Raw genomic sequence first — 24299 nt, forward strand, 5'->3', positions numbered from 1 at the left:
GGAAAATTATGGATTTAGTTACCACCATTACTCTTGCACTTGCACTAAGTGTAGTATTTGGCATTGTTTTTAGTAAGCTCAAAATCCCTGTCCTTCTTGGCTATATTGTTACAGGGGTAGTTGTTTCGCATTTTGTGCGCCTAAACTCGGAAGACACGGGGCATTTGCGAGAAATTGCAGAATATGGAATTGTCTTTTTGATGTTTCTTATTGGTGTTGAGTTTAGCTTTAATAAAATGCGTCAAATGAAGCAAGAAGTTGTGTTTTTTGGGAGTATGCAGCTTGTGCTTAGTATGGCGTTGTTTTTTGTAGGCAATTATTATTTCTTTGGTTTTGGACTTCATACCTCGCTTATCATAGCAAGTGCGCTTAGTCTCTCATCGACTGCAATTGTTCTTAAATATCTCAAAGATTCACGACAAATAGAAACAGGATATGGAAAAAGTTCTGTGGGAATCTTGATTATGCAAGATATTGCCGTCATTCCTATCTTGCTAATGATTGCGATGATGAGCAACAAAGATCTTGTGCTTTCTGAAATGTTGCTAAATACCTTTATTTCTATTGCGATTTTGCTCTTTGTGCTATTTTTTCCCGGTAAATATCTTGCAAAAAAAATCTTACGCTTCACAGCTGGTATGAATACCGATGAAATCTTTGTCGCCGCGGTGCTACTCATCGTGCTAGGCTCTTCACTTATTAGTAGCCATTCAGGATTTTCAGCCTCACTTGGAGCATTTTTGGCAGGTATGGTTATCTCAAACACTCCATATCGCTATCAGGTGGAATCTGTATTGGTAAATTTCCGCGATATTTTACTTGGTGTGTTTTTTATCACTATTGGTATGCAAGTAAAGCTAGATTTTTTAATGCATTATTTTTTCCCAATCGCTATCCTCATTGTTTGCACAATGCTTGGTAAAACGCTTGTTGTGTATGCTTTTTTGCGCTTTTTTTGTGGCGATAGAATAGCCCTAAAAACTGCCCTTTCTCTCTCACAAATTGGGGAATTCTCCTTTGCTGTATTTCTTATTGCAAGCTCTCACCAAGTCCTTAATCTCAAGCCAGAAGGTGGATTTATACAATACATTTTGCCACAAGGCTTCCTTGAGAGTATCACACCAGAAGAAATTTACCAATTCCTTACGCTTATGGTGATTTTTTCAATGGTTGCCACACCATTTATTCTAGAAAAACTAGAAAATCTTACAAATTTCACTCTCACAAAACTTCATATCCTCACAGAACCTACCCAACAAGATTTGCCATCTACCACGACAGATTTACGCAATCACTACATTGTATGCGGTTATGGAAATGTAGGTCAAGAAATAGTCAAAAAACTTCAAGAATATGGCAAGGAATATGTTGCTATAGACAACAATCCTACAAATGTGCGTAGTGGATTGGATAAGGGCGATAATGTGATTTTTGCAAATCTCTTATATGGCAATATTTTCCACCAAATAGGACTCCAAGAATGTGCAGGAGTCATAATCGCAATAGATTCTGTATATGAAACGCGTAGTATTTATGACAAGATTCGAACTCTTGCTCCAGCTTGTAAGATTTTTACTCGTATGAATGCACAGGGCAAAAAAGATGGTATTGATTGGCTAGATTTTAGTGCAGTGATTGATGAGCCATCAGAAATTGCAAATATGATCGTGCGCGTTGCTATCGCCCAAGAGGAGCAATAATCCAAACAGATTCAATGTATGTGATTATTCATAGAGGATTTAAGTGTTATGCCTATAGCAAACCAACAAGATTTAATCTTATTGGTTTTGTTTTTCTAGCAGTGATTGAATCTTTGAAGCGTTATTCTTGCTTACAAAGAAAAATATCTCCACGCGATTATTTCTAGCGCGATTTTGTGGCGTGTCATTTGGCACGATAGGATCATAAGGTCCATATCCAGAGATCGAGATTCTATGTGGTTGTATGCCTTTTTGGACAAGTTCATTCATAACATTAATAGCTCTAGCACTTGATAGCGCATATTGATCTTTGTAGGGTGATCCCACAGGCAGTGGGCTATCATCAGTATAACCACGCACATCTAAATGCACATATTCCGGATATGCCTTGATGATTGTTACAAGTCTCTCAAGGTAAGTAAAATTATCACTATTAGTAATCTCTGCTACACCTGCTTCAAAGAGAATTTGCGAAGGCAAACGCAAAAATGTCCCAGAATCTATCTGCTCTAACACACCGCCGATATCAGCTTGTATATCCGATGGTATGCTTGGTTCAGAGATAGGACCAGAAGAGGGCGAGCTTTCATCGGCATCATTTCCTTGATAATTTCCAGAATCTTGATCTACAGGTGAAGGTAGAGGCATAGTGATAGGATAATCAAAAATGATGATAAAGGCTTCCTTAAGTGCTTTTGCCTTTTCGGGACTTGTAGAAGAAATCGCCCACAATGCAATAAAAAGCGCAAGCAAAAGGGAGAGAAAATCCGCATATGGCACCGCCCACTTTTCACCAGCCGCACACTCAGGACACTTTTTCTTTTTTGCCATGTTACTTCCTATTCAAATTGTGAAATTTTTGGCTCACCGGGCTTAATGAATCCTAAGAGTTTTTCCTCTAAATTTCTAGGGTTATCACCATTGGCGATACTCACTACACCCTCTACGATCAAAGTTTTCTCTTGCACGATATCTTTGCTTTTTGCCATAATCTTATGTCCCCAAGGACCAAAGAGCGCATAAGCCCCAAAAATCCCTGTAACCGTCGCGGTAAAAGCTCCAGAAATCCCTGCCGCCATTGCCTTAGGATCATCAAGGAGTTGGAGCGCGAGCATAAGCCCCATAACCGCACCCACAAGCCCAAATGTAGGACAAGTTTCACCCATCGTAATCCAATAATGCGCACAACCATGATAATATTCTTCTAGCACCTCGATTTGAATCTCCATATCCTCACGCACAGCATGTGCATCGCGTCCATCGATAATCATACCAAGTGCCTTGCGCAAAAAATCATCTTCTATCTGCGCTGCCTTACCCTCCAAAGAAAGCACCCCGTCTTTACGAGCCATTGTAGAAAGCTCAACAAGCTGCCGAATCGTTTCGTTGAGATTTACCCCTGAATTCAAAAATGCTAATTTTAATTCCTTATAAGCACCCTTGATATACGAGCCGTGTGTGGCTGTCATTGCCGAAAATGCCGCTGTTGGGATCACAATCATTACCGAACTTAAGTGAATCACATGCAGTGGATTCCCACCTTCCAAAATATCCCCAATAGAGATACTTGTAACCGCCAAAACCATACCCATAATCGTCGTTAAATCCATGTCAAGCCCTTAGGAAGTTTATGCTTTTTAAGCAAAAAGCATTCTCAAATTACAAGACTTAAGCGTTTTTGGAACAAACTGGGCAAGAAGGGTTTTTAGATCTTATGAGTTTTTTGAAATACAATGTTTGCGTATCAAACACCCCAAGGCAATCAACAAGCAAGGTAGTATGCAAGGTTGGCGTATCTTTGTGCAAGAAATATTTCAAAGCCTCACCTGCTTGCATAGAGCCTAAAATTCCGGTGCTAAATCCACAAACACCACCTTGAAAGCTTCTGCGTAATTCTTGAGGGGGCAGTGCCTCAAAGATACACGAAAAACACGCACTACTAGGAATGTGTGTCATAATCTGCCCTTGATATTGATAATATCCTGCGATACTAAATGGCTTATTTGCCACCACACACGCTTGATTAACCAAAAATGTCGTATGAAGATTATTTGTCGCATCGATAATAAAATCATAATTTTGGATAATTTTTAGGGCATTACGCACATCAAGTGCCTCAAAATAACCCTCGATAGTAATCTCTGGATTCATTTTTTGGAGCTTTGCTTGTGCGGATCGCACTTTTGGGCGATTAAGAAAGGAGGTTTCATACAACACTTGATGTTGCAAATCACCAATATCAATCGTATCAAAATCGATTAAGCCTATTCTCCCCACTCCTGCTGCACTTAAATATGTGCTAGCAATTGAACCAATAGCGCCAACGCCCACAATAAGCACACTAGCGTCTAAAAGCTTTAATTGTCCTTCCTCACCAACATTTGGGAGGTTAATAGCGCGTAAATATCGTTGTTTATGAGATTGACTAAGCATAATCACACCCTAGAAATCCAAAATTTTACATTTGCTTGCTCATCACAAGCCATAGTCCCCTCTCCATGACCAGGATATACAGGCATTGTAGCCAATTCTTGCATAGATTCAAAACGCAAGAGAGATTCACGCATATCATCAGGATTAGAATACGCAAAATCACTCCTACCAATACTGCGATAAAAAATAAAATCTCCGCTAAAAATATGCCCTTGTATTTCTATCATACAGCACCCTGGCGTATGTCCGGGAAAATGATGAAAGTGTATTTCTATGCCCTCAAGACTAAGCGTTTGCTTGGATTTATACGCTTCAATGAGAAATGTTGGGTTGCTTGGAGTAAGTCCCAAATCAAACACATCACTTTGCAACAAAAACGCATCAAGGGTATGGCAAATGAGTGGGATACCCTCAAAATGTCGCTGAAGAGAGGCATTATCCCATATATGATCAAAATGTCCGTGTGTATTCAAAATAGCCAATGGCTTAGGACAATGTGCAATCACCCACTCACTAGCATTTTCACCGGGATCTATAATAAGCTGTCCCTGTGGAATATCCACGATATAACAATGCGTTTGGTATGCTCCAAAAGATTGTTGCAAAATCTGCAAGCTAGCTCCTTATGTAATCTAAAACCTATCTGCATAAAATCCGTATGTCTTAAAACAAAATTTTGCTAGAATCTAAAAAATGAAAATTTTATACTATTTTAGGTGCAAAGTGCTACAAAAATTCTTATTTTTCTCTCTAAGTATTACGTTATTACAAGGTTTAGACAAGATTCTTATAGATTCTGCAATCTCCACGCCAAAAGCCTTTGCACACGAACAAGTCCTATATACAATCTCTATCAAAATCCACCAAGATATTTTTGATAAGATTCACTCTTTGGACATTGCGCGTTTGTATCTCCCAAATATAAAATCCATAGAAATGGAACGCATAGAAGGTGTGCATGAGGGCGAGTATATCCTCTATCAAATGCGTTATTGTCTCTACCCAACGCAATCTGGTATCTTTACCATAGAGCCTTTAGCGGTGCAAGTAGGGTTTTTGGATAGCACCGATGATGAAAGCACGCACGATGTGTTTTTATCACCAAAATCACCACAAACAACCACGCAAACTTTTTTGAGTGCCACACATCAGCTAGAAGTTATGCCTCTAACTCTAGATTCACAAGATAATCTCTATACAAAAACACCACTTTATGGAGTAAGTCGCCTCATCACCCACGCACTCACGCATAATGTAGGTGCTGGAGAGCCGCTTGAGTTTGACATCGCCCTAGAAAGCTATGGTGATATTTTTGATTTAGATTTTGTGCTTGATATTCCTAATGTCAGTATCTATGCCTCTCCTGCTACCATTAGCTCCAAGCAAGATTCAGATAAATACCTCCATACACTTAGCAAACATTTCACCCTCATCGCACAAGAAACCTATGAGATTCCATCATTTGGGTATAGCTATGTGCAAAATACAAAAGTCTATCCTATCGCTAGCACACCATATGCAATTCATATCCAAGATAGCCCAATCCCCACATACACCAAAAAAGATTCTCTATCGTGGTGGTGGCTTTGGATTGTGCTTTGTGGAATCTCGTGCATAAGTATATGGCTATGGTGGAAACGCTACCGCACAACACACAAGCTCTATGTCCTAATAGCCAATGCGCATTCTTACAAAGCACTACTACAAGAAATCCTCACGCATTTGCCACACACATACGCACCTTTTGCCACAATGCTAGAAGCCTATCTTTATAGCCAAACAACTTCTAGATTCTCTACAGATTTTTATGACAAAAAGCTATTATACGCTCTTGCTAAAGAATTTTATGCCACACATAACCCTAAGGAAGCACTATGAATCCACACACACAACATTTAGATTCGCTCTCTCCATTTACAAAAGCCCTACAAAACCTTGCGACCCAAAACAATACGCGCAGTTTGCAGTCATACGCACATCAAGGTATTTTTGTGCGCGATACTCACAACCAACTGCTTATCAATCTCGCCTCCAACGACTATCTAGGTTTGCAAACGCTTTGGCAAGATACAATCGCGACATTTCTCCAAAATGCTAGTAAAGATATTGCGTATCTTAGCGCTAGTTCTTCACGCCTTTTAAGCGGAGATTTTCCCATTTTTTCGCAGTTAGAATCCTATATCGCAAATCTTTATGGCAAAGATTGCTTACTTTTTAATAGTGGGTATCACGCCAATGTCGGCATGATTCAGTCTTTAGCCAAACTCGGTAAGGTGCTTTTTGTGCTTGATGAGTATGTGCATGCTAGTGTGTTTGATGGCATTTCTCTTGCTCGTGCGCATTTCAAGCGATTTGCTCACAATGACATACAAGCCCTCCAAAAGCTTGTAGCACGCTATCACAATGACTATGATATGCTTATTATTGTAGCCGAGGGCTTGTATTCTATGGACGGGGATTTTGCGCCATTACACGAACTTGTGCGCATAAAAAAATGCTATAAAAATGTCTATATATATCTTGATGAAGCCCATAGCATAGGCGTATGTGGCGATGATGGATTAGGCAAGGCAAAAGAACTACATCTAAGTCAAGAGATAGATTTTTTGATTCTCACATTTGGCAAGGCGATAAGCTCTGTTGGAGCGTGTGTTGTGTGTCATACTCAAATCAAACAATATTGCATAAACACCGCACGAAGCCTCATCTACTCAACCGCCCTACCGCCAATAAATGTCGCCTTTAGTTTGCAAGTCTTTACTGCTTTGGAGCAATTAGCACCATACAGGACGCACTTACGCGCCCTTAGCACAGAATTAATATCCAATCTCAACACACAACGCTATAAAGTATTAGGACAAGCACATATCCTTGGTATCGTTGTGGGTAGCAATGAACGCGCATTAGCATTAGCCGCACATCTACGCAAATATGGAATCTTTGCTCCAGCAATCCGCTATCCTAGTGTCCCAAAAGATACTGCAAGAGTGCGAATCTGCCTTAATGCCGCACTGCAATTCTCACATATCCACCAACTTTTAGAATCTCTCCATAAGGCAGAAATATGAAAATACATTTTTTTAATGATGCTCCACATACACCTTTTATACTTTTTTGTAGTGGCTTTGGTATCTTGCCACAAGCCTTTAACCCCAAAAAACCTCTTGCAATGGTATATGATTATCGCGATTTTAGCAACGCTGATGAGATTTGCGCACTTGCCCAAAACGTACATACACTCATCGCGTGGTCTATGGGCGTGGCTTTTGCATCGCGGATTTTATACATGCCCACATATGCTCCCACAAAAGCTATAGCTATCAATGGCACACCACTTGGCATAGATACACAATATGGCATACACCCCAAACTTTTTAAGCGGACAATCCAACATTTTGATAGAAAATCATTTATACAAGGGTGCTTTGGTGAATCTAACAATGATAGTTATCTATCGCCCACGCATATACTCCAAGAAGAATTACAATCCTTAGAATCTTTTTGCGCACACACACCACTAGCCCACCAATCCAAATGGCACGAAGCATACATTAGCCAAAAAGATATGATTTTTAGCCCCACCGCACAGAATCTCGCGTGGGAAACTTATGCCAAAACGCACCCAAGCTTTAGTATACACACACTCACAAGCCCACATTTTGTCTTTGAAACTCTGGAAATCTTATAATGTCTCTTGTCGCTAAACGCTTTTTACATCACGCTCACACTTACACACAACACGCTATCGTGCAACACAAAATGGCACTAACACTCACGCGCATTCTCCAAACTCACCGCCCAAAACTCCAAAATATTTTTGAATTTGGTTGTGGCGTAGGAAACTACACAAGCCTTTTGGCATATCTCTATCCACACGCACATTTTGTGTGCAACGACATCAATGACTACACACAATATTGCAACAAAGAATTTTTGTGCTTTGATATGGAGCATATCGATGAGATTCTCTCTCCACGCACATTTGATCTCATCACAGCCAATGCCGCTATACAATGGCTCAACCAACAAAAATGTCTGCAAACACTACCAAAGTTTTTACGCAAAAATGGAGTTTTGCTTTTTTCAAGCTTTGGTGTGCAAAATTTTTGGCAGATAAAGCAATTATGCGGAGTTGGATTGCAATACCTAAGCCTAGAGACATACCAAGAGATTCTAAGCCAAAACTTTGAAATTCTGCACCTCTCTAGCTTTCAGCACACATTATGCTTTGAATCTCCATTAGAAGTCTTTAGACATCTGCACTATAGTGGTGTCAATAGCCTACAAAAAGGGTTTTTTCTAAGCAAAGAACTCTTATGTGCTTATGAAAAAACATTTTCAAACGCGCTGACATATGATTGCATATTTGTATGTGCAAAACGCAAAGACACAATATTGCACAAACACCACCATATCACATAACACGCTATCGTTTGTATCGCCAAATATTTTTCTATTCATCTAGTTTATACACTGCATCTAAAAAGCATAGCATATGAAGCATCAGCTATATCCGCATAATCTCTAAATCTCTTTATCATTTCTTGATTTGTCAGCACGCCATTCTCCTTTAACCCATTTTCCTTTAATAAAACTACCATTTTCTTTATTAAAATAAAAAATATTTTCCTTTGAAGTAAAATCTATATCTCTTTCAATACTCCAATAGAATCCTCTACCTTCATCACCTCTTAGCCATAAGCCATATTCTATATACCTAAAAACTCTATAATATGAGATTATATGTTTTTAATTTAACGAATCTATAAAATACATTTAGCAAAACGATATTCGTATATTCTATTGTTTATCATTGTGAGGTCGGTGATTTCTTCAGATTCTACGCCATAGCCATTCGAAAGTTTCCTACCACGCTTAAAATTTTCTTGTTGAATTTCATCAAAAAATTTTGGTTCAGCCACATAAAAACCACTCTCTTTTTCTGCCAAACTTTTAAACTCATAATACTGCGGATCAAAATATTTAAACGAGCAACCACTAACTAAAAAACATTATCGCCAAGATTCCAAAGATTACATATATCATTCTCATACGCACTTCCTAGATTCAAAGAATCTCTTTGCTTGTGTGAATAAAAATCAAATTGCCATAGCCAATTCAGCATTGTCTCTAAGCTTTTTGATTTGTTGTTTATTTGTCATTGCTTATCTCCTTGATATTGAAAAAATTTCCTTTTTATAATGTATGTGCAACCTATACTATCCTCGAACCACGTAAGATTATAACTAGCCATAGATTCTCGCTTTAAATGATAGCGTCTTGTATACCAAGCACCATGGACATTAATTTTAGTTAAATTTTGAGGTGCAAATCCATTTTTATTGGCAAATAAATTAACATAACCATAAATTCTTCTTGTTTTCTTTTCTGCTGGGGAAACTCGATATTCTACAATATCTTTTATATAATTATCGCTTCTTTCATCTAATTTTGCAGCCTCCCTATTCAACTCCTCCCAATCTAGTGTATCTAAACTCGTATCAAAGTAACTTAGAATCTTATTATACTTCTCCTCATTATTAGGTAATTCATTAAGCTTACACATATTTCTAAATTCCCAATAACTAGGCTCTAAATAAAATGAATATGGTGTGTAATAAAACATAATTAAACCTATACTTCCAAGCACTACAAGAAATTTAGATATATGCTTTTGTGATTTAAAGAGTTTTCTATATATAAGCCACCATATAATGTATGAAAGAGTAAAGAATAGAAAATAAAAAAATACCATAGGCGGATACACAAAAAGCATTACCAAGCCTATACTTACAACAAATGTTAGGGCTATAGAAATCTGTTCTTGTGATTCAAAGAGTTTTCTATAAATAAGCCATAAAAGAAAATAAAAAATACTAAAGACAATCACGACAAGAACCAAAAGTATCAAAGCCATTGCATTACCTTTGCGTATGGAATTATCACAGATGATGTGTTATATCACCTAAAATGCTAATATATTCATTTTGTCATATCGTATTTTCATTAATCTACTACATACATAGAACATTTTTATTTTCCTTTAAGGGGGGGGGCTATAATTAAAAACTTGTTATTAATCATAACAAAACCCAAAATAATAAAAGGAGAGAAGATGAAAAAATCTTATTTGTTGGGAAGTCTTGTTGCATTGTTTGTATTTAGTGGATGCTCCACAAACATGGCTCGTTTTTCTATGGCTACAACAAGCAACCTCCCTGTAACAAATCTAAAAAAAGGAAATATTGTTGAAGGCAAAGATTGCATCACACAAGTTCTTTGGTGGAGTTTTGGAAACACACAAAATCGCGTAAGTGGAGCAGTAGCAAATGCTATTGATAGATCTGTTAAAAAAGGTGATTACGCCGATGCCTTAATCAATGTTGATATAAGCCACTCATATTGGAATGCGTTGCTTTTTGGAAGAGATTGCATAACCGCACAAGGACAAGCTATCTCTGTTGCGAGTAAATAAAACTCTAAAGATTCCCTAATGGGAATCTTAAAACTTTGTGTAAAGATTTTATCCTCTATGCACCAAGACAGATTCTATAATTTTGTCAAGATCCCCATCAAGCACCCCACTTGTATCACTTGTGGCATACTGACTACGCAAATCCTTGACTTGCTGATAAGGCGCAAGCACATAGGATCGGATCTGATGTCCCCAGCCTATCTCACTTTTTTCTTGGGTAGCGACACCTTCTTGTTGTTTTTGCCGCTCTAGTTCGTATAGTTTGGATTTGAGCATTTTCATAGCAGTGGCTTTGTTTTTGTGTTGGGATCGATCATTTTGACACTGCACGACAATACCGCTAGGTAAATGTGTGATTCTGATAGCGGATTCTGTTTTGTTTACATGCTGTCCGCCTGCACCACTCGCACGATATGTATCTATGCGTATGTCTTTGTCCTCGATGACAATATCAATATCATCATCAAGTTCAGGGCTTACTTGCACACTGCTAAAACTTGTATGCCGCTTGGCGTTGGCGTCAAATGGTGAAATTCGCACAAGCCTATGCACACCATTCTCGCCTTTTAAATAACCATACGCATTCTCGCCTTTTATGATAAAAGCCGCACCTTTAATCCCAGCCTCCTCGCCGTCTTGATAATCAAGCAATTCGACTTTATAGCCACGACGCTCCGCATAGCGCAAATACATACGATAAAGCATACTCGCCCAATCTTGAGATTCTGTGCCACCTGCACCAGGTTGGATTGTAATAATGGCGTTGGTGTTGTCGTTTGGCTCATTTAACATCACTTGGATTTCAAGATCTGTAATGCTAGATTCTAACTCGGGAGCTTGGGCAAAAAGTTCAGCCAAACTTGCTTCATCATTTTCAGATTCTAAAAGTGCAAAAAGCTCTTTAGAATCCGCTAGTAACGTACTTGTTGTATCAAATGTTTCTAAAAGACGCGTGATTTTACTTTTTTGCTTGCCTATCTCACCGGCTTTTTTGCTATCCTCCCAAAACTTTGGGTCTAACTCCATATGCGAAATATTTGTAAGCTCTTCTCGCAGGGTATTTGGTTGTATAACTTTTGTAATATTTTGTAGTTTGTTTTCTAATTCCTTTAGCAACTCGCCATATTCGTAGGTATCCATTTTTACTCCTTATAATGCTCCAAATCTGCGGATTCTGTGATAAAAATCTTGCAAGATACTTTCTAATTCTTTGGCACTAAAATCTGGCCAAAGTGTTGGGGTAAAAAACAACTCCGCATACGCACATTGCCAAAGCAAAAAGTTTGAAAGTCGCATTTCCCCACCTGTGCGTATTAGCAAATCCACATCACTTGCTCCGCGCGTATCAAGGGTGTTTTCGATATTTTTTGCTATGTATTCAATGGCTTGTTCACGCTTAAGCGTTTTTGCCTGTGCAAATACATTGCGATCATAAAGAGAGAGTGCAGATCGTGCAATTTCATTTTTTGCTCCATAATTTAGAGCCAAAAATTGCGTCAAGCCTGTGTTGTGTGCGGTGGCATCTTGCATAGCGTGTATGAGTTTTTGAAGTTTTTTGCTTAATCCCTCCACATCGCCGATGACAACAAAGCGTATGTTATTGTTTTGATAGACTTCTAGCTCACTTTGCAAATAATGCTCCAAAAGCTTCATCAAAAAATCCACTTCGGATTTTGGGCGTAGCCAATTTTCGGTAGAAAACGCATATAACGTGAGGTATTTGATATTTTGCCCAGCACAATATTTTGTAATCTCACGCACAACTTTTGCTCCCTGCCTATGCCCAAAAGTGCGATTTTTCCCCTTGGCACTTGCCCAACGCCCATTGCCATCCATAATAATAGCTATATGCTGTAATGTATTCATTTGCTCTCCATTGTTCGTAACAATCTCGCTGGATTCCCTGCATAAAATCCGCTCACTGCTATATCTTTGGTTACTACACTTCCTGCGCCAATCACGACATTATCGCAAATGCACACAGGTAAGATTGTGGCATTTGATCCGATAGAGACATTATTGCCAATCTTGGTAGCGCGCCACTTTGTCTTAGAATCTGCTGGCGCACCTTCACTAAAAAGATCATTGACAAACATCACGCCATGCCCTATAAAACAATCCTCGCCAACCTCCACAAGCGAACAAATAAAGCTATGGCTTTGAATCCTCGTGCGCGCACCTACATATACATCATTTTGAATCTCACAAAATGGTCCTACAAACACATCATCGCCCAAAGTGCAACCATACACATTACTTGGCATTATCACGCGGACATTTTCGCCACTTCGGACATTCACAATCCCACTTTCTTGTATGTATATAGCCACTTTTGCTTATCCTCGCAATGATTCTAGAGAATCTTTTATGTCTTTAAGTTGTGTAGAAAATTTGCATATTTTTTCAAACTTTTGCGCACAATGAGATTCAAAATCTGTGGGTATCACAAGGCTTTTAAGGCTCTCTACATCAATACTTTTGGTATAGTGCTCATACAATGCGCTTAAGGCACTTTGTCCATTATGGGAGTAAAAATAACAATATAGCCCAATAGCTTGTTTGGGATTTACACATCGCACAATCACAATCCCCGCATTTGCCACAGCAAGTTTATGTGCGATATTTGGGCTAAAAATCGTTACCTTTGGGGTATTACCGCGTAGTGAGAGACAAATATCATAGGGCTTTAGTGCATATTTTTGCACCTTGAGGCGATCACCCAAAAAGCGCTTAGTATAAAATTCCTCGCTAAACCCATATTCATTAAAATCTGCCAAACCAACATCATAATATTCTATGCGTGTATCATTTTTCCCACCATATACACGCTGTCCGCGAAACACTTCCACACCCAAAGTGCTCAAGGTAATGCCCTCATTTTGTGATGTGTCTTTGCGTGTAAGTGGGAGATTATAAGAAGTGATATGTGTATAAGGCGTAAGAAAGCAAAAGTCATTTTCTTTACGCGCAAAAAATGCTTCTGTGATTTCATCAAGATTCACAAGGCGATTGTATTTGCCATCTTTTTTCCAAAAATGCTCACCCTTGGCATCAATACTTAAAATCTCTTGATTATTTGGCGAGAGGACAAGCACACAAAAATCCGCGTTTTGGTGAGGAAAAATATTTTTAGGTAATTCGATAATTGCTTCAATCAAGCCTTGCTTATAGAATCTCTGCATAAACTCACTCTCAAGACTAGATTTTTGCAAAGTTTGTGTGCGCAAAATAAACACTGCGCGCTTTTTTAGATAATACAAAGCGTGGATTAAAAAAACCCATTCGGCATATGTTTTTGCCAAAGAATGCAATCCGCTAAAACGCTTATCATCTTTGAGATATTCCACGCCTATATGCGCACTAAATGGAGGGTTACAAATAATTTTGTCAAATTTTTGCTCAAAAAATGGTGCTTTTAAAATGTCATTTACGATGAGATGTTGATAATCGATATTAGCAAGTTTGCATGTAAGCTTTGCTACCTTGGCAAGACGAGCGTCTAGCTCCTCGCCATAAAGGGCTATTGGTGTATTTGGCTGCTTGGCATACAGAATCTGGGAAATCATCAAAAACAATGTGCCAATCCCATAGCAAGGATTATAAATTTTTTCATCACCTTGTATATCCAAAAGTCGCACAAGAAGTTCATTAATTTCTAAAGGTGTGGAATAAAAATAAAGCTTATTGGAGGTCTTTTTTTGCGTAATAATGTGCAAAAATTCCTCGATATTGCTCAAAGTTGTATCTGTATCTTGGATAAGTTTGAGGATTTTTAGAAAATTAATGTTTGGATTAATGGCGATAAAAAGTTCCTTGCTCACAATCTCTTCAAGTTTATGATTGAGACTTTGGGCGATTGGTTTGCGTTTGGAGCCTAAAGCTATAAATTCCCTTAGGGTATCGGGATAAGCATTTTTAATGATAAAAAGTTCTAACATAATGCTTATAGAATCTAGCATATCGACATGATAACGCTTGATATACTCAAAACATTGTAATAACTTCTCCACGCACTTCCTTAAAAATATGTTGGTAGAAGCGCATTTTAGCAGAGACTCCCTTTAACTTTTATCAAAGCTACGCTACAATGCAAACCCAAAATCCCTAAAGCCCAAAGGAATAAGGTGCTAAGACATTGTAGCCACTGCCATATCGCTTATGAAGAACATATGCTCAAAAAAGTTCCCTTTAATGGTGAGGACTTGTATTTTTGCTGCAATGGTTGTGAGGGCGTGTATATGCTTCTCCAAAAAGCAGACTTAGGGAGTTTTTATACCAAAAGAGGCGATGTCGCTCTCACACCGCCTACACAAGATACACAAGATTTAAGCTTTTTTGATTCACCCAGCTTCGCGCAAAAATATATCCGCACAGATTCAAAAAATCCTAATCTTAGTAGCTGTGCGCTCATTCTTACACATATTCATTGTGCGGCTTGTGTATGGCTTAATGAGCAAGTGTTAAACTCCCAAAAGGGCATAAAAAGCGCAAGTATCAATTACACCAACAATCGCTTATATATCACTTGGGATTCTCAAATCATCACACTTTCTCAAATCATACGACTTATACAAAGTATCGGCTATGATGCCTACGCGTATGATCCACAACTCCAAGAAAACGCGGACAAAAAACAAACAAAAGACTATTACACGCGTGTCATTGTCGCCCTTTTTTGCACGATGAATATTATGTGGATTGCTGTAGCCCAATATAGTGGCTATTTTCTTGGGATAGAAGCATACGCACGCAATGTGCTAAATATCGCCTCATTCATTCTTTGTTCACTTACGCTATTTTATGCAGGATTTGTCTTTTATAGAGGGGCATATTATGGATTAAAAAATGGCTTTATTGGTATGGATATGCTTGTAGCGGTGGGCTCAACGCTTACTTATTGTTACTCAATCTATGCCGCTATCACGCATAGTGGGGAAACATACTTTGAATCTGTGAGTATGATTATTACCTTTGTCTTGATTGGAAAATTTTTGGAAGTGCGTAGCAAAAAAAGTGCTGGAGAGAATTTGGAGGCTATCTATGCATTTTTGCCCCAAAATATCACTATTTGCAAAAATGGCGATGAACGCACACTAGAAATCAAAAAACCTCAAGAAGTGCAAATAGGCGATGTGATTATGAGTTTGCCTGGTGAGAAAATCGCCATTGATGGAATCTTGCTAAGCCAAAAAGGGCTTTTTGATACCAAGGCTATTAATGGAGAAAGTATGCCCCTAGAACTTCAATCAGGGCAAGAAGTCATATCCGGATCTATAAACCTCACGCATAAGATTCTCTACAAAGCAACTAAAAGCTTTAATGATAGCCTTATGAGCAAGCTTCTTAATCTCGTAGAACAAAGCCTAGCCCACAAACCATCTATACAGAATCTTGCCAATAGTATTTCACAAAATTTCTCACGCACGATTTTGGCTATCGCGCTTTTATGTTTTATGGGCTGGTATGTGCTAAGTGACAAAGGTGCAGAAGGCGCGATGATTATCGCTATTTCGGTTATTATTATCGCGTGTCCTTGCGCTCTCGCCCTTGCCACACCAATAGCTACAATCATAGGAATCTCCCAAGGCTACAAAAAACATATCTTGTTTCGACAAGCAAATTTTTTAGAAACCCTCGCCAAAATAGACACAATTGTTTTTGACAAAACCGGCACGCTCACTATGGGAAAACCACAGGTATGCGCTACACATACAGACTTGCTAGATTCTCTAAGCATTAGTCTACTTTATACACTCACACATACAAGCAAACACCCTATCTCTCTTAGTGTATGTGAATATATCCGCACATACTATGCACACCTAAATCCGAACCTTGTGCATTTACAATCCTTTCAGCAAATAGATTCTAAGGGCGTGTGTGGCTACTATGAAGGGGAGCTTGTGCTTGGTGGTAGCCTTGCATTCTTGCAAGAACAAGGCGTGAGAATCCCTGCCCTAGAGCTTGGTGAAGGTATGATGTTTGGGTTTGCAAAAGGTAGAGAGCTTGTGGCAGTTTTTGAATTACAAGATTCACCAAAGCCCTATGCCAAAGAACTTATAGCGTATCTACAATCCCAACATATACATACAATTTTGCTTAGTGGTGATAGGGTACAAAGTGTGCAAAAATGCGCCAAAGAACTTGGGATAAGTGAATATCACGCGGAATTTTCTCCACTAGATAAAGGTGCATATATTGAGAATCTAAAAGCAAAAACGCATAGGGTGGTTATGGTGGGTGATGGGATTAATGACGCTCTTGCGCTAAGTAAAAGCGATATAGCCATATCTATGGGTGCTGGAAGTGATATTGCGATTTTAAGTAGTGATGTTATAATCCTTGATGATAGCTTGCAAAGTGTGCAAAACGCCTTGCATTTGGCTAAAATCACTTTTAAGACAATCAAGCAAAACATATTGCTAAGCATTATCTATAATGCCCTTACTATTCCCATTGCAATTTGTGGGCTTATCATACCGCTTTTTGCCGCACTCTCAATGAGTCTTAGTTCAATTATTGTGGTGCTAAATTCATTGCGTATCAAAAGCCAAACTCGATAAAGGAATGTATTTTGCTTTATGCTCTCTAAGATTTCACGCTTAGGAGTATAGTATGATAGAAGATGTTTTGCAGACACAACCAAAAGCCCAAAAGCTTGTAGAAAAAAGTTCTACGCGTAATTCAGAATTTGAAAAATATTTAAAAGAAACGACACAAAACCTCGAAGGGTTAACGACTAAAAGCACAATACAGGCAGCAGCAAAGCCAACCCAAGTACAAGACACAAAAGAAAGCAAAACAACGCCAAAAGATAGTCCAAAACTAGCAGAATCTACCCAAACAAAAGAACAAACATCTAAAAAAGCACCAGATGCCACAGAGCTTTTGGCTGCTTCACTCACACCAGAGGCATTAAAATCCCAAAGCACTGCTACGCCACCACAAACACCAAAGGACACGCCGCTTACTCAAGCACTCAAGGCTACACAAGAGCAAGGCACAAAAATCGCTCAAGACAAACAAGCCCTACAAGCCCAAAATACAAATATGCAACCCAAAATAGTGCCTGATACAAAGGATCAAGCACCAAAAACTCTTGATGATGTGCAAGAACTCGCCAAAGATAAGGGATTAAACCCTACAAAAATTATCGCAAGTAGCCAAACACAAGAAACACAACCAAAACCTAAAGCAACACCAGAATCTGCTAAACAAAAGATTCAATACGAAATGGAAAACATAGAAGATCGCGTGGCAGTGATTAACCGCGGCACGAAAAAACCACAAAACATCACAAGCAAAATTTCTAATATCTATGAGGAAGGCAAAGCAGAACAAAGCACCGCTACGCTAGGGTCAATGCTTGGTCTAAAGGATTTACCCCAACAAAGCTAAGCAAGATGCAATAGAGGCAACACCCAATGCCTCACAGAATCCTAAAAGTGAGAAAAAAGCAAAAGCTTCACAAAAAACTAATGCCAAAACCCAAGATAGCGCACCCAAAAATACGCCAAGCAATACTAAAGAAACTATAGCAACAAAAGAGGAAAACGCGCCACAAAAAAGCCAACAACTCCAGCATTCTAAAGCCCAAAATACACAATCTCAAATTACACAAGAGCCACTTAGCACCCAAGAATCACTCCAAAACCTTGAAATGCCTAGCACTAACGATATGGCTAACAACGCCACCACAAACACACAAAAAAATCAAAAAAAATCAAAAACACCCAAAGAGACACAAAAACAAACGCAAACAAAAACTACCCAAAACTCTCAAAATACACAAAATAAGGTATCAGACACAAAACTAGATTCTAAACAATCCCCCAAAGAAAACACAGAATCTACCCAAAAATCTTCTCCAATAGATGCTCCTATACTATCGCAAGGTATGCAAATTACACAAGATATACTAGAAGATTCGTTGCATATACCAGAGAATATAAATCTCCAAGAAACAAAAGAGCTAATCCCTACAATAGAGCACCAAAACAACCACGCACCAAAGGCAAAAAGCCAAGAGCTATCTCAAAAATCCAACACACAACCACACGCAAAAACCACACAAACCAATACAGAATCTACGCAAAATGGAGATTCTAAACAACAATCCCAAAATTCCCACACACCACAAGATTCACAAAAATCATCAACAAACCAAAATGCACAAATAACTAATGAAGAATTTGTGCAAGATTTGGAACAAAGTGCGCGACATATCGAACATATCCACACACAAACAAGCAAAGAAACGCCAACAAGCAAACAAACCCAAACCTCTAAAGAGGCAACCCAAAACCAAACAACTAACGCAACTCCTACAATGCAGACTATCAAGCATGATATATTCTATAAAAGTGTTATGGCAAGACAATCTGTGTATAACTTTGCCTCACAACTTACGCAAGAAATGCTGAATTATAAACCACCAATTACTAAGCTATCTCTTGAGTTAAATCCACAGAATCTAGGCACGCTTGAACTAACAATCTCCAAAAATGGCAAGGATTTGCAAGTGCAAGTCATCTCTAATCCAACTGCAATCAATCTCTTTGTCAATAACCAAATGGAATTGCGCAACAATCTCGCACAAATGGGCTTTAACAATGTTGATTTAAGCTTTTCTCAAAACAATGCAAATTCGGGACAAAGACGCCAACAAGGACGCAGAGATCAAGCCCAGACCTATAATACAAATCAAGGGAATGAAAATAGCTTAGAATCCCACACAATGTTTATCACAATACCACAATATGCATAAAGGGTTTAAATGGCGATTGATTTAGGGGAAGTTACAGGGGCAACTGCCAAAATAGAGAAACAAAAACAAAATCCAAAAAATATCAATGAACTTGATAATGATGCGTTTATGAGATTGTTTTTGGAGCAGCTCAAAAACCAAGATCCCACCGCTCCAATGGAGACGGATAAAATCATTACACAAACTGCACAACTCACACAAGTAGAAATGCAAGAACAAAACAAAAAGACTATGGTAGAAGTGGCAGAAGCGATGAAATCCACACAAGAAACCAACAAGGAGCTTAAAGAATTCCAAGCCAAAATGAAAGAATCTCTTGAAAGTCTCAATGAGGGTATGAAAACCACCGCTTCCTCTAATAGCGCAATGGCAGCCCTCAATGCCCTCCAATCTGTTTCTATGATAGGCAAAATCGCTGAAACTGATGTTTTTGGTGTCAATCTCAATGCCGGTGATAGTGTGAAATTTCAAATCTTTTTTGACCAAGCTATCAATGCCCAACAAGGCGAACCAAAGATTCATATCTTTAACCAACAAAATGAACTTGTGCGCACGCTCTCGCTTAAAGAATATGCCGGAAAAAGTGGCTATGTAGAATTTAATTGGGATGGCAAAAGCGACAATGGCACACAATTACCAACAGGCGGCTACAACATTCGTGCAGAATATAATCTTGATCCAAGCACTAGCCAATATCACACTGCGCGAGTGGGGCGTGGTGAAGTGCAAAGCATTATCTTTGATAAGGGCGCACCAATGCTAAGAATGGGCGATATGATTTTGCCACTACAAAGCGCAATTGAGTTTTATAATAAGGATCATAGCCTATGAATGGGACAATGATTAATTCCTTTAGCGGTATCAAAACTCATCAATTTGGCTTAGATTCACTAGCGAATAATATCGCGAACGTCAATACAATAGGATATCGCGAGAATCAGCCACAATTTGAAAGCCTCTTTACTTCATCGCTAGATTCACTCAATGCAAATTCCGCAATCAATAATGACTACAATTACGGCGTTACAAAAGCAAGCAATGCGATCTCTACCAAAAGCGGAAGCTACAAAAATAGCGATGGAGAGTTTGATGTCGCCTATGAGGGCAAAGGGTGGTTTGTCGTAGGTGAAAACAAAGGCGGATCTTTTGTCATCAAAGATGATGGCTATGAAAGTAAGCAAAAAACCTACTTTACGCGTGATGGAAGTTTTTTGCGCGATGGTGAGGGGTATATTGTCAATTCTAGTGGATACTATATGTATGGCGTGAATCTAGGCAAGATTAATAATAATGTTTTTACCACTAGCAACAATAGTGATGAGGACTTTACCAAACTTGCCACAGGCGAACTTCAGCCTATCCAAATCCCACAAGATTTGTATTATAAACCTGTGCTTACTACAAAAGTTGATTTAAGTCTAAACCTCAACAAAAAACAAAGCAGTGTCAATGCTACACAAGTATATAGTCTTCCAGATGGATCATTTGATGAAGAGCGATTTTTAAATGCCGATCTCAATGGGTTTTCTGCCAATGGCGAAACGCTTGATGCTACAACCTTTGATAAGATTCTTATTACGATAAACAATAATGGACGCAACCAAGACATAGAACTTCGCTATGGCAAAGATTTTCGCACATTTAATGAACTCAAAACCGCACTTTTACAAAAGGCAGGAATTGGGCTAGACATCACGCGACTTCCTGATGGTAGCGTTTCAAAAGTAGGCTTAAAACTCTCCAATGCAACATACACAACAAAAGATATGACAATTAGTGGGAATCTCGCAGAAAAACTTGGCATAGCTGGAAGAAATGAGAATTTCGCAAGTGGCGTGGATTCACAATATCGTCCGAGTAAAAACTATAATAATGGTGATATTGTCAATGATCAAGGTATCGTGTTTCGATATATTGGCACAAGTGGCAATAGCGAACCCTTGCAAGATCCTGCAAATTGGGAAGTTTTGGACACAAGTGCTTTAGGCGAGTGGCAGGAGCGAACAAGCTACCAAGTTGGAGAGCTTGTCAATTATAATGGCAATGTCTATAAACGCACAGAATCTAATGGCAATAGCAATCCTCAAGAAGGTGGCTGGGAGCAAGTTGTGACTTCAGCACGCAACCTTCCTCAAGATTTTGTAGAAGGGACAAGTTATGCGCCAAAGACGATCATAAATTACCAAGGCAAACTATATGAACGCGTAAGTGAGGGTATCTCAAATCCAAAACAAGATCAAATAGGCTGGAAAGCATTGGGCAATGATAGCTTTGAGAGCGCGTATTTGGAAGTGCCTAGCTACCAAAGCAATGTCGAGGTATATGATGAGAGTGGTGCGAAGTTTTTGCTACAAAGTCATTATTATCTTATCAATTCAGCAGATGTAACCACAGATCCTCGCATAAATGAAAAATGGGAAGTGCGCACACAACTTTTTAATCAAGATGGCACGATTGCACTAGGAGATGTAAGCACACACGAAATTTCTTTTGATGAAAATAACAATCCTATCACACAGCCTATCACTATCGCATTTGGTAATGGACAAATCACATATAATATCGCAGGCACAGATCAAAAGCGTAGTAGCAACCGACTCTATCAAGATTCACAAATACTCCAAACAGATCAAGATGGTCGCAGCGAAGGGCATTTACAAGATTTGCGTATCGATAAAGATGGCATTATTTTCCTTTCTTTTAGTAATGGGGCATTTGAGGCTATGGGACGCGTGGGTATATCAGCGTTTGTCAATGATCAAGGTTTGCGCAAGGTGGGAGGTAATCTCTTTGAAATGACAGAAATCTCTAATAATGGCGATACCTATGTAAGCAGTGGCAGACCTTTATTGGGCTGGAGCGGACAACATTTGCGTTTTGGGTCTGTATTATACAAACACCTAGAAACAAGCAATGTTGATGTAGGGAGCGCCCTCACAGATCTTATCGTTATGCAAAGAGGGTATTCGATGAATGCCAAAGCTTTTACAACTGGCGATGACCTCATAAAAGAAGCCATTAACCTAAAACGTTAAAAATATTTTTAATTTTTTATAATTTTTTATAAACTTTGGAGTATAATCAATTCATCTCAAGCAGACTATCTAATCTCTTGACACAATCTTTCCAAGCCTACCACTACAGCCCTATGACTGCCTAAAGTAGGAATTTTCATTATCATTTCACATAAGGGAATGCCCTTAGACAACAGCTATAAGCTCTTGTGTAACAAAAAGAGCACAAGTAATACAAAATATTACTAAAATAATAGCGAGGCTATATGTCAATTGATATAAAAAAACATTTTAAACCTAATGAAATGCCCTCTATATGGGGAAGTCCGGCTAAGCCAAATCTTCCTGGCACAATACGCTTACTCTATGGCGTGGGATTTATTATCGTGCTGCTTACTGCAAGTTTGCAAAATAATCTCATTATAGCCTACATCGACTATCTCCAAGGCGATATGGGCTTTACGCCTACGCAGGGTGCATGCATAACAGCCGCCTATTATATGGGAAATGTTTGGACTACAATTATGCTCTTTAGGTTTCGGCAACATTTTGGACTAAAAGTATTTTTCACTTGTATTTTTATTGTTCTTTTGTTTTCAGAAATTTTGGAATTATCATTTAGCAATTTTGTCATTGTCGTATTTGCGCGTTTTATTGGTGGAGTTGTTGGTGGTGGTATTAGTGTGCTTTGTATTTTTTACACAATCCAAATGCTCCCAACAAGCAAAAAATATCTACTCTTTCCTACTAGCATAGGACTTACACAAATTGGCTCTGCACTCTCGCATTTTATCGTGGCGTATTTTAGTATGAGTGATTATCCGCATTTGATGAATTTCTTTGAGATAGGCTTTTGTCTTATTGCATTTTGCACATTTTTACTTATTGAATTACCACCATCACATGTCGCCAAAGCCTTTTTTCCTGAAGATTTTACGGTTATTTTATTTGCGCTTGGCACAGCACTTTGTTGTCTTATTTTTAGTGTAGGGAATGTTGCATGGTGGCATTATGATCGCATAGCCTATGGCTTATGTATTGGTATTGCGTCTTTTGGGATATTTTTTATCGCAGAGTTTTTTAAAAAGCGTCCATTTATTCACTTAAATTTTTTGCTCAATATCCAACTTTTAGAAATTTCTCTCGCAGCAGCATTTGTGCGTATGTGTCTCGCAGAACAAAGCACAGGGGCTACAGGATTATTCAGAGATGTGCTAAACTTTAGCGACTATCAATTAATGGGATCATATGGAATCTTAACCTTAGGAGCACTTGGCGGTGGACTTGGCTGTTTATATATCTATAATTATGAACGATCGCATGGTATGGTGCTTTTTGCAGCAGCACTTATTCCAATAGGTAGTTTTCTTTCTATGAATCTCTCCATTGATATGCTTCCTAGCAATATTTATCTAGGACAATTTCTTATCGCCTTTGCAAGTGTCTTTTTTATCGGTCCTCTGCTTGCAAATGGCATTATTTTAGGTGTTGCGCGTGGAACAAATTATGTCATTACCTTTGCGGTAATTTTTACCTTCTCTCAAGGTGTCTTTGGTCTCCTTGGATCAGCGATTATTGAATATTTTATCAAATCTCAAAGCATACAAAACGCACAAGATCTTATCAATAACAATATCACCAATCCTCATTTTGACGCACATTCTTATGACATAATCATGCAACACGCTGGAATCTTGGCTTATGAGGATTTATTTTTTGCTATTGGTGCAATTGGCAGTGTGATTTTTGTCATATTGCTTATGCGTTATATTTATCTCAAACTTACAACAAATTCTTTGCGCAGAGAACTTGATATCCTCAAGACTCGATCGATAAAAAAACAACGCCAAAACAGCCAAGATTCTAGAATCTCTTCAAGCCACACACTCTATACCACAACACGGAGGTAA

General features: G+C 38.6%; 22 protein-coding genes and 1 pseudogene. 12 read left to right on the forward strand and 11 right to left on the reverse strand.

What is annotated here, in order from left to right:
- Positions 1–8: 8 nt before the first annotated feature.
- Positions 9–1700, forward strand: a complete 1692-nt coding sequence (locus B9T66_RS00820) for a cation:proton antiporter (protein WP_095627090.1) — start codon at positions 9–11, stop codon at positions 1698–1700.
- Between the two features lie 78 nt (positions 1701–1778).
- On the opposite strand, the gene motB is transcribed toward B9T66_RS00820, so the two are convergent.
- From motB to B9T66_RS00840, 4 genes are read right to left on the reverse strand one after another with little or no spacing between them, the layout of a single operon-like run.
- On the reverse strand, positions 1779–2531 hold the full coding sequence (gene motB, locus B9T66_RS00825; RefSeq protein WP_095627091.1) for a flagellar motor protein MotB: 753 nt from the start codon (positions 2529–2531) through the stop codon (positions 1779–1781).
- Between the two features lie 8 nt (positions 2532–2539).
- A complete protein-coding gene (gene motA / locus B9T66_RS00830) occupies positions 2540–3310 on the reverse strand; it encodes a flagellar motor stator protein MotA (protein WP_095627092.1) in 771 nt (256 codons plus the stop codon).
- Between the two features lie 58 nt (positions 3311–3368).
- Positions 3369–4133: a HesA/MoeB/ThiF family protein gene (locus tag B9T66_RS00835; protein WP_095627093.1), complete on the reverse strand. Its 765-nt coding sequence runs from the start codon at positions 4131–4133 to the stop codon at positions 3369–3371.
- Between the two features lie 2 nt (positions 4134–4135).
- Entirely contained in the window at positions 4136–4747 is a 612-nt protein-coding gene (locus B9T66_RS00840) for an MBL fold metallo-hydrolase (protein ID WP_095627094.1), read from the reverse strand.
- A 109-nt stretch (positions 4748–4856) separates the two neighbouring features.
- On the opposite strand from B9T66_RS00840, the gene B9T66_RS00845 reads away from it, so the two are divergent.
- Genes B9T66_RS00845 through B9T66_RS00860 form a run of 4 tightly spaced genes read left to right on the forward strand, consistent with a single transcriptional unit; the run spans position 4857 to position 8555 of the window.
- Positions 4857–6011: a BatD family protein gene (locus B9T66_RS00845; RefSeq protein ID WP_095627095.1), complete on the forward strand. Its 1155-nt coding sequence runs from the start codon at positions 4857–4859 to the stop codon at positions 6009–6011.
- Positions 6008–7201 (forward strand): aminotransferase class I/II-fold pyridoxal phosphate-dependent enzyme, encoded by a 1194-nt coding sequence (locus B9T66_RS00850; protein ID WP_095627096.1) that lies wholly within the window; start codon positions 6008–6010, stop codon positions 7199–7201. The genes B9T66_RS00845 and B9T66_RS00850 overlap by 4 nt, the downstream gene beginning before the upstream one ends.
- Positions 7198–7821 (forward strand): pimeloyl-ACP methyl esterase BioG family protein, encoded by a 624-nt coding sequence (locus tag B9T66_RS00855; protein WP_095627097.1) that lies wholly within the window; start codon positions 7198–7200, stop codon positions 7819–7821. Before B9T66_RS00850 ends, B9T66_RS00855 begins: the two co-directional genes overlap by 4 nt.
- On the forward strand, positions 7821–8555 hold the full coding sequence (locus B9T66_RS00860) for a methyltransferase domain-containing protein (RefSeq protein ID WP_095627098.1): 735 nt from the start codon (positions 7821–7823) through the stop codon (positions 8553–8555). The genes B9T66_RS00855 and B9T66_RS00860 overlap by 1 nt, the downstream gene beginning before the upstream one ends.
- Before the next feature lie 341 nt (positions 8556–8896).
- On the opposite strand, the gene B9T66_RS08805 is transcribed toward B9T66_RS00860, so the two are convergent.
- The 3 genes from B9T66_RS08805 to B9T66_RS09085 are packed head-to-tail and all read right to left on the reverse strand — an operon-like array spanning position 8897 to position 9888.
- Positions 8897–9082: a hypothetical protein gene (locus B9T66_RS08805; protein WP_180763296.1), complete on the reverse strand. Its 186-nt coding sequence runs from the start codon at positions 9080–9082 to the stop codon at positions 8897–8899.
- Positions 9083–9135: 53 nt separating this feature from the next.
- Positions 9136–9258: a hypothetical protein gene (locus B9T66_RS09080; RefSeq protein ID WP_257874557.1), complete on the reverse strand. Its 123-nt coding sequence runs from the start codon at positions 9256–9258 to the stop codon at positions 9136–9138.
- Positions 9259–9291: 33 nt separating this feature from the next.
- Positions 9292–9888 carry a hypothetical protein gene (locus B9T66_RS09085; RefSeq protein ID WP_374220118.1) on the reverse strand — a complete coding sequence of 199 codons (597 nt, stop codon included), beginning with the start codon at positions 9886–9888 and terminating at the stop codon, positions 9292–9294.
- Between the two features lie 360 nt (positions 9889–10248).
- Here B9T66_RS09085 and B9T66_RS00875 point away from each other — a divergent pair, with 360 nt between their 5' ends.
- Entirely contained in the window at positions 10249–10608 is a 360-nt protein-coding gene (locus B9T66_RS00875) for a hypothetical protein (RefSeq protein WP_095627099.1), read from the forward strand.
- Positions 10609–10656: 48 nt separating this feature from the next.
- Here B9T66_RS00875 and prfB read toward each other — a convergent pair whose 3' ends face one another.
- From prfB to B9T66_RS00895, 4 genes are read right to left on the reverse strand one after another with little or no spacing between them, the layout of a single operon-like run.
- Positions 10657–11748 carry a peptide chain release factor 2 gene (gene prfB / locus B9T66_RS00880; protein WP_095627100.1) on the reverse strand — a complete coding sequence of 364 codons (1092 nt, stop codon included), beginning with the start codon at positions 11746–11748 and terminating at the stop codon, positions 10657–10659.
- 9 nt (positions 11749–11757) lie between these two features.
- Positions 11758–12474 carry a di-trans,poly-cis-decaprenylcistransferase gene (locus B9T66_RS00885; RefSeq protein ID WP_095627101.1) on the reverse strand — a complete coding sequence of 239 codons (717 nt, stop codon included), beginning with the start codon at positions 12472–12474 and terminating at the stop codon, positions 11758–11760.
- Entirely contained in the window at positions 12471–12932 is a 462-nt protein-coding gene (locus B9T66_RS00890; RefSeq protein WP_095627140.1) for an acyltransferase, read from the reverse strand. The genes B9T66_RS00885 and B9T66_RS00890 overlap by 4 nt, the downstream gene beginning before the upstream one ends.
- Before the next feature lie 12 nt (positions 12933–12944).
- The gene (locus B9T66_RS00895) at positions 12945–14618 is read right to left on the reverse strand and encodes an N-6 DNA methylase (protein ID WP_257874559.1); all 1674 of its coding nucleotides are present in this window, start codon (positions 14616–14618) and stop codon (positions 12945–12947) included.
- Between the two features lie 114 nt (positions 14619–14732).
- Here B9T66_RS00895 and B9T66_RS00900 point away from each other — a divergent pair, with 114 nt between their 5' ends.
- From B9T66_RS00900 to B9T66_RS00925, 6 genes and pseudogenes are all read left to right on the forward strand, one after another.
- The gene (locus B9T66_RS00900) at positions 14733–17171 is read left to right on the forward strand and encodes a heavy metal translocating P-type ATPase (protein WP_095627102.1); all 2439 of its coding nucleotides are present in this window, start codon (positions 14733–14735) and stop codon (positions 17169–17171) included.
- A 52-nt stretch (positions 17172–17223) separates the two neighbouring features.
- Positions 17224–18006, forward strand: a complete 783-nt coding sequence (locus B9T66_RS00905; protein WP_095627103.1) for a hypothetical protein — start codon at positions 17224–17226, stop codon at positions 18004–18006.
- A 280-nt stretch (positions 18007–18286) separates the two neighbouring features.
- Positions 18287–19375 (forward strand): flagellar hook-length control protein FliK, encoded by a 1089-nt coding sequence (gene fliK / locus B9T66_RS00910; RefSeq protein ID WP_180763297.1) that lies wholly within the window; start codon positions 18287–18289, stop codon positions 19373–19375.
- Between the two features lie 9 nt (positions 19376–19384).
- Positions 19385–20194: pseudogene (gene flgD / locus B9T66_RS00915) on the forward strand (flagellar hook assembly protein FlgD); the annotation flags it as partial.
- 8 nt (positions 20195–20202) lie between these two features.
- Positions 20203–22410, forward strand: a complete 2208-nt coding sequence (locus tag B9T66_RS00920) for a flagellar hook-basal body complex protein (RefSeq protein WP_095627106.1) — start codon at positions 20203–20205, stop codon at positions 22408–22410.
- Between the two features lie 245 nt (positions 22411–22655).
- Positions 22656–24299 (forward strand): MFS transporter, encoded by a 1644-nt coding sequence (locus B9T66_RS00925; RefSeq protein ID WP_180763298.1) that lies wholly within the window; start codon positions 22656–22658, stop codon positions 24297–24299.

Origin of the sequence: Helicobacter sp. TUL, from assembly GCF_002287135.1 — a bacterium.
In the GTDB taxonomy this organism is placed as follows: Bacteria; Campylobacterota; Campylobacteria; order Campylobacterales; family Helicobacteraceae; genus Helicobacter_F.

Bases quoted from the DNA above. Each gene is read 5' to 3' on its own strand.
- B9T66_RS00835 (WP_095627093.1), bottom strand. From the start codon at position 4,133: ATGCTTAGTCAATCTCATAAACAACGATATTTACGCGCTATTAACCTC.
- B9T66_RS00820 (WP_095627090.1), top strand. From the start codon at position 9: ATGGATTTAGTTACCACCATTACTCTTGCACTTGCACTAAGTGTAGTA.
- B9T66_RS00885 (WP_095627101.1), bottom strand. From the start codon at position 12,474: ATGAATACATTACAGCATATAGCTATTATTATGGATGGCAATGGGCGT.
- B9T66_RS00925 (WP_180763298.1), top strand. From the start codon at position 22,656: ATGTCAATTGATATAAAAAAACATTTTAAACCTAATGAAATGCCCTCT.
- B9T66_RS00850 (WP_095627096.1), top strand. From the start codon at position 6,008: ATGAATCCACACACACAACATTTAGATTCGCTCTCTCCATTTACAAAA.
- prfB (WP_095627100.1), bottom strand. From the start codon at position 11,748: ATGGATACCTACGAATATGGCGAGTTGCTAAAGGAATTAGAAAACAAA.
- fliK (WP_180763297.1), top strand. From the start codon at position 18,287: ATGGCTAACAACGCCACCACAAACACACAAAAAAATCAAAAAAAATCA.
- motA (WP_095627092.1), bottom strand. From the start codon at position 3,310: ATGGATTTAACGACGATTATGGGTATGGTTTTGGCGGTTACAAGTATC.
- B9T66_RS00905 (WP_095627103.1), top strand. From the start codon at position 17,224: ATGATAGAAGATGTTTTGCAGACACAACCAAAAGCCCAAAAGCTTGTA.
- motB (WP_095627091.1), bottom strand. From the start codon at position 2,531: ATGGCAAAAAAGAAAAAGTGTCCTGAGTGTGCGGCTGGTGAAAAGTGG.
- B9T66_RS09080 (WP_257874557.1), bottom strand. From the start codon at position 9,258: ATGCTGAATTGGCTATGGCAATTTGATTTTTATTCACACAAGCAAAGA.
- B9T66_RS09085 (WP_374220118.1), bottom strand. From the start codon at position 9,888: ATGGTATTTTTTTATTTTCTATTCTTTACTCTTTCATACATTATATGG.
- B9T66_RS00855 (WP_095627097.1), top strand. From the start codon at position 7,198: ATGAAAATACATTTTTTTAATGATGCTCCACATACACCTTTTATACTT.
- B9T66_RS00860 (WP_095627098.1), top strand. From the start codon at position 7,821: ATGTCTCTTGTCGCTAAACGCTTTTTACATCACGCTCACACTTACACA.
- B9T66_RS00920 (WP_095627106.1), top strand. From the start codon at position 20,203: ATGAATGGGACAATGATTAATTCCTTTAGCGGTATCAAAACTCATCAA.
- B9T66_RS00875 (WP_095627099.1), top strand. From the start codon at position 10,249: ATGAAAAAATCTTATTTGTTGGGAAGTCTTGTTGCATTGTTTGTATTT.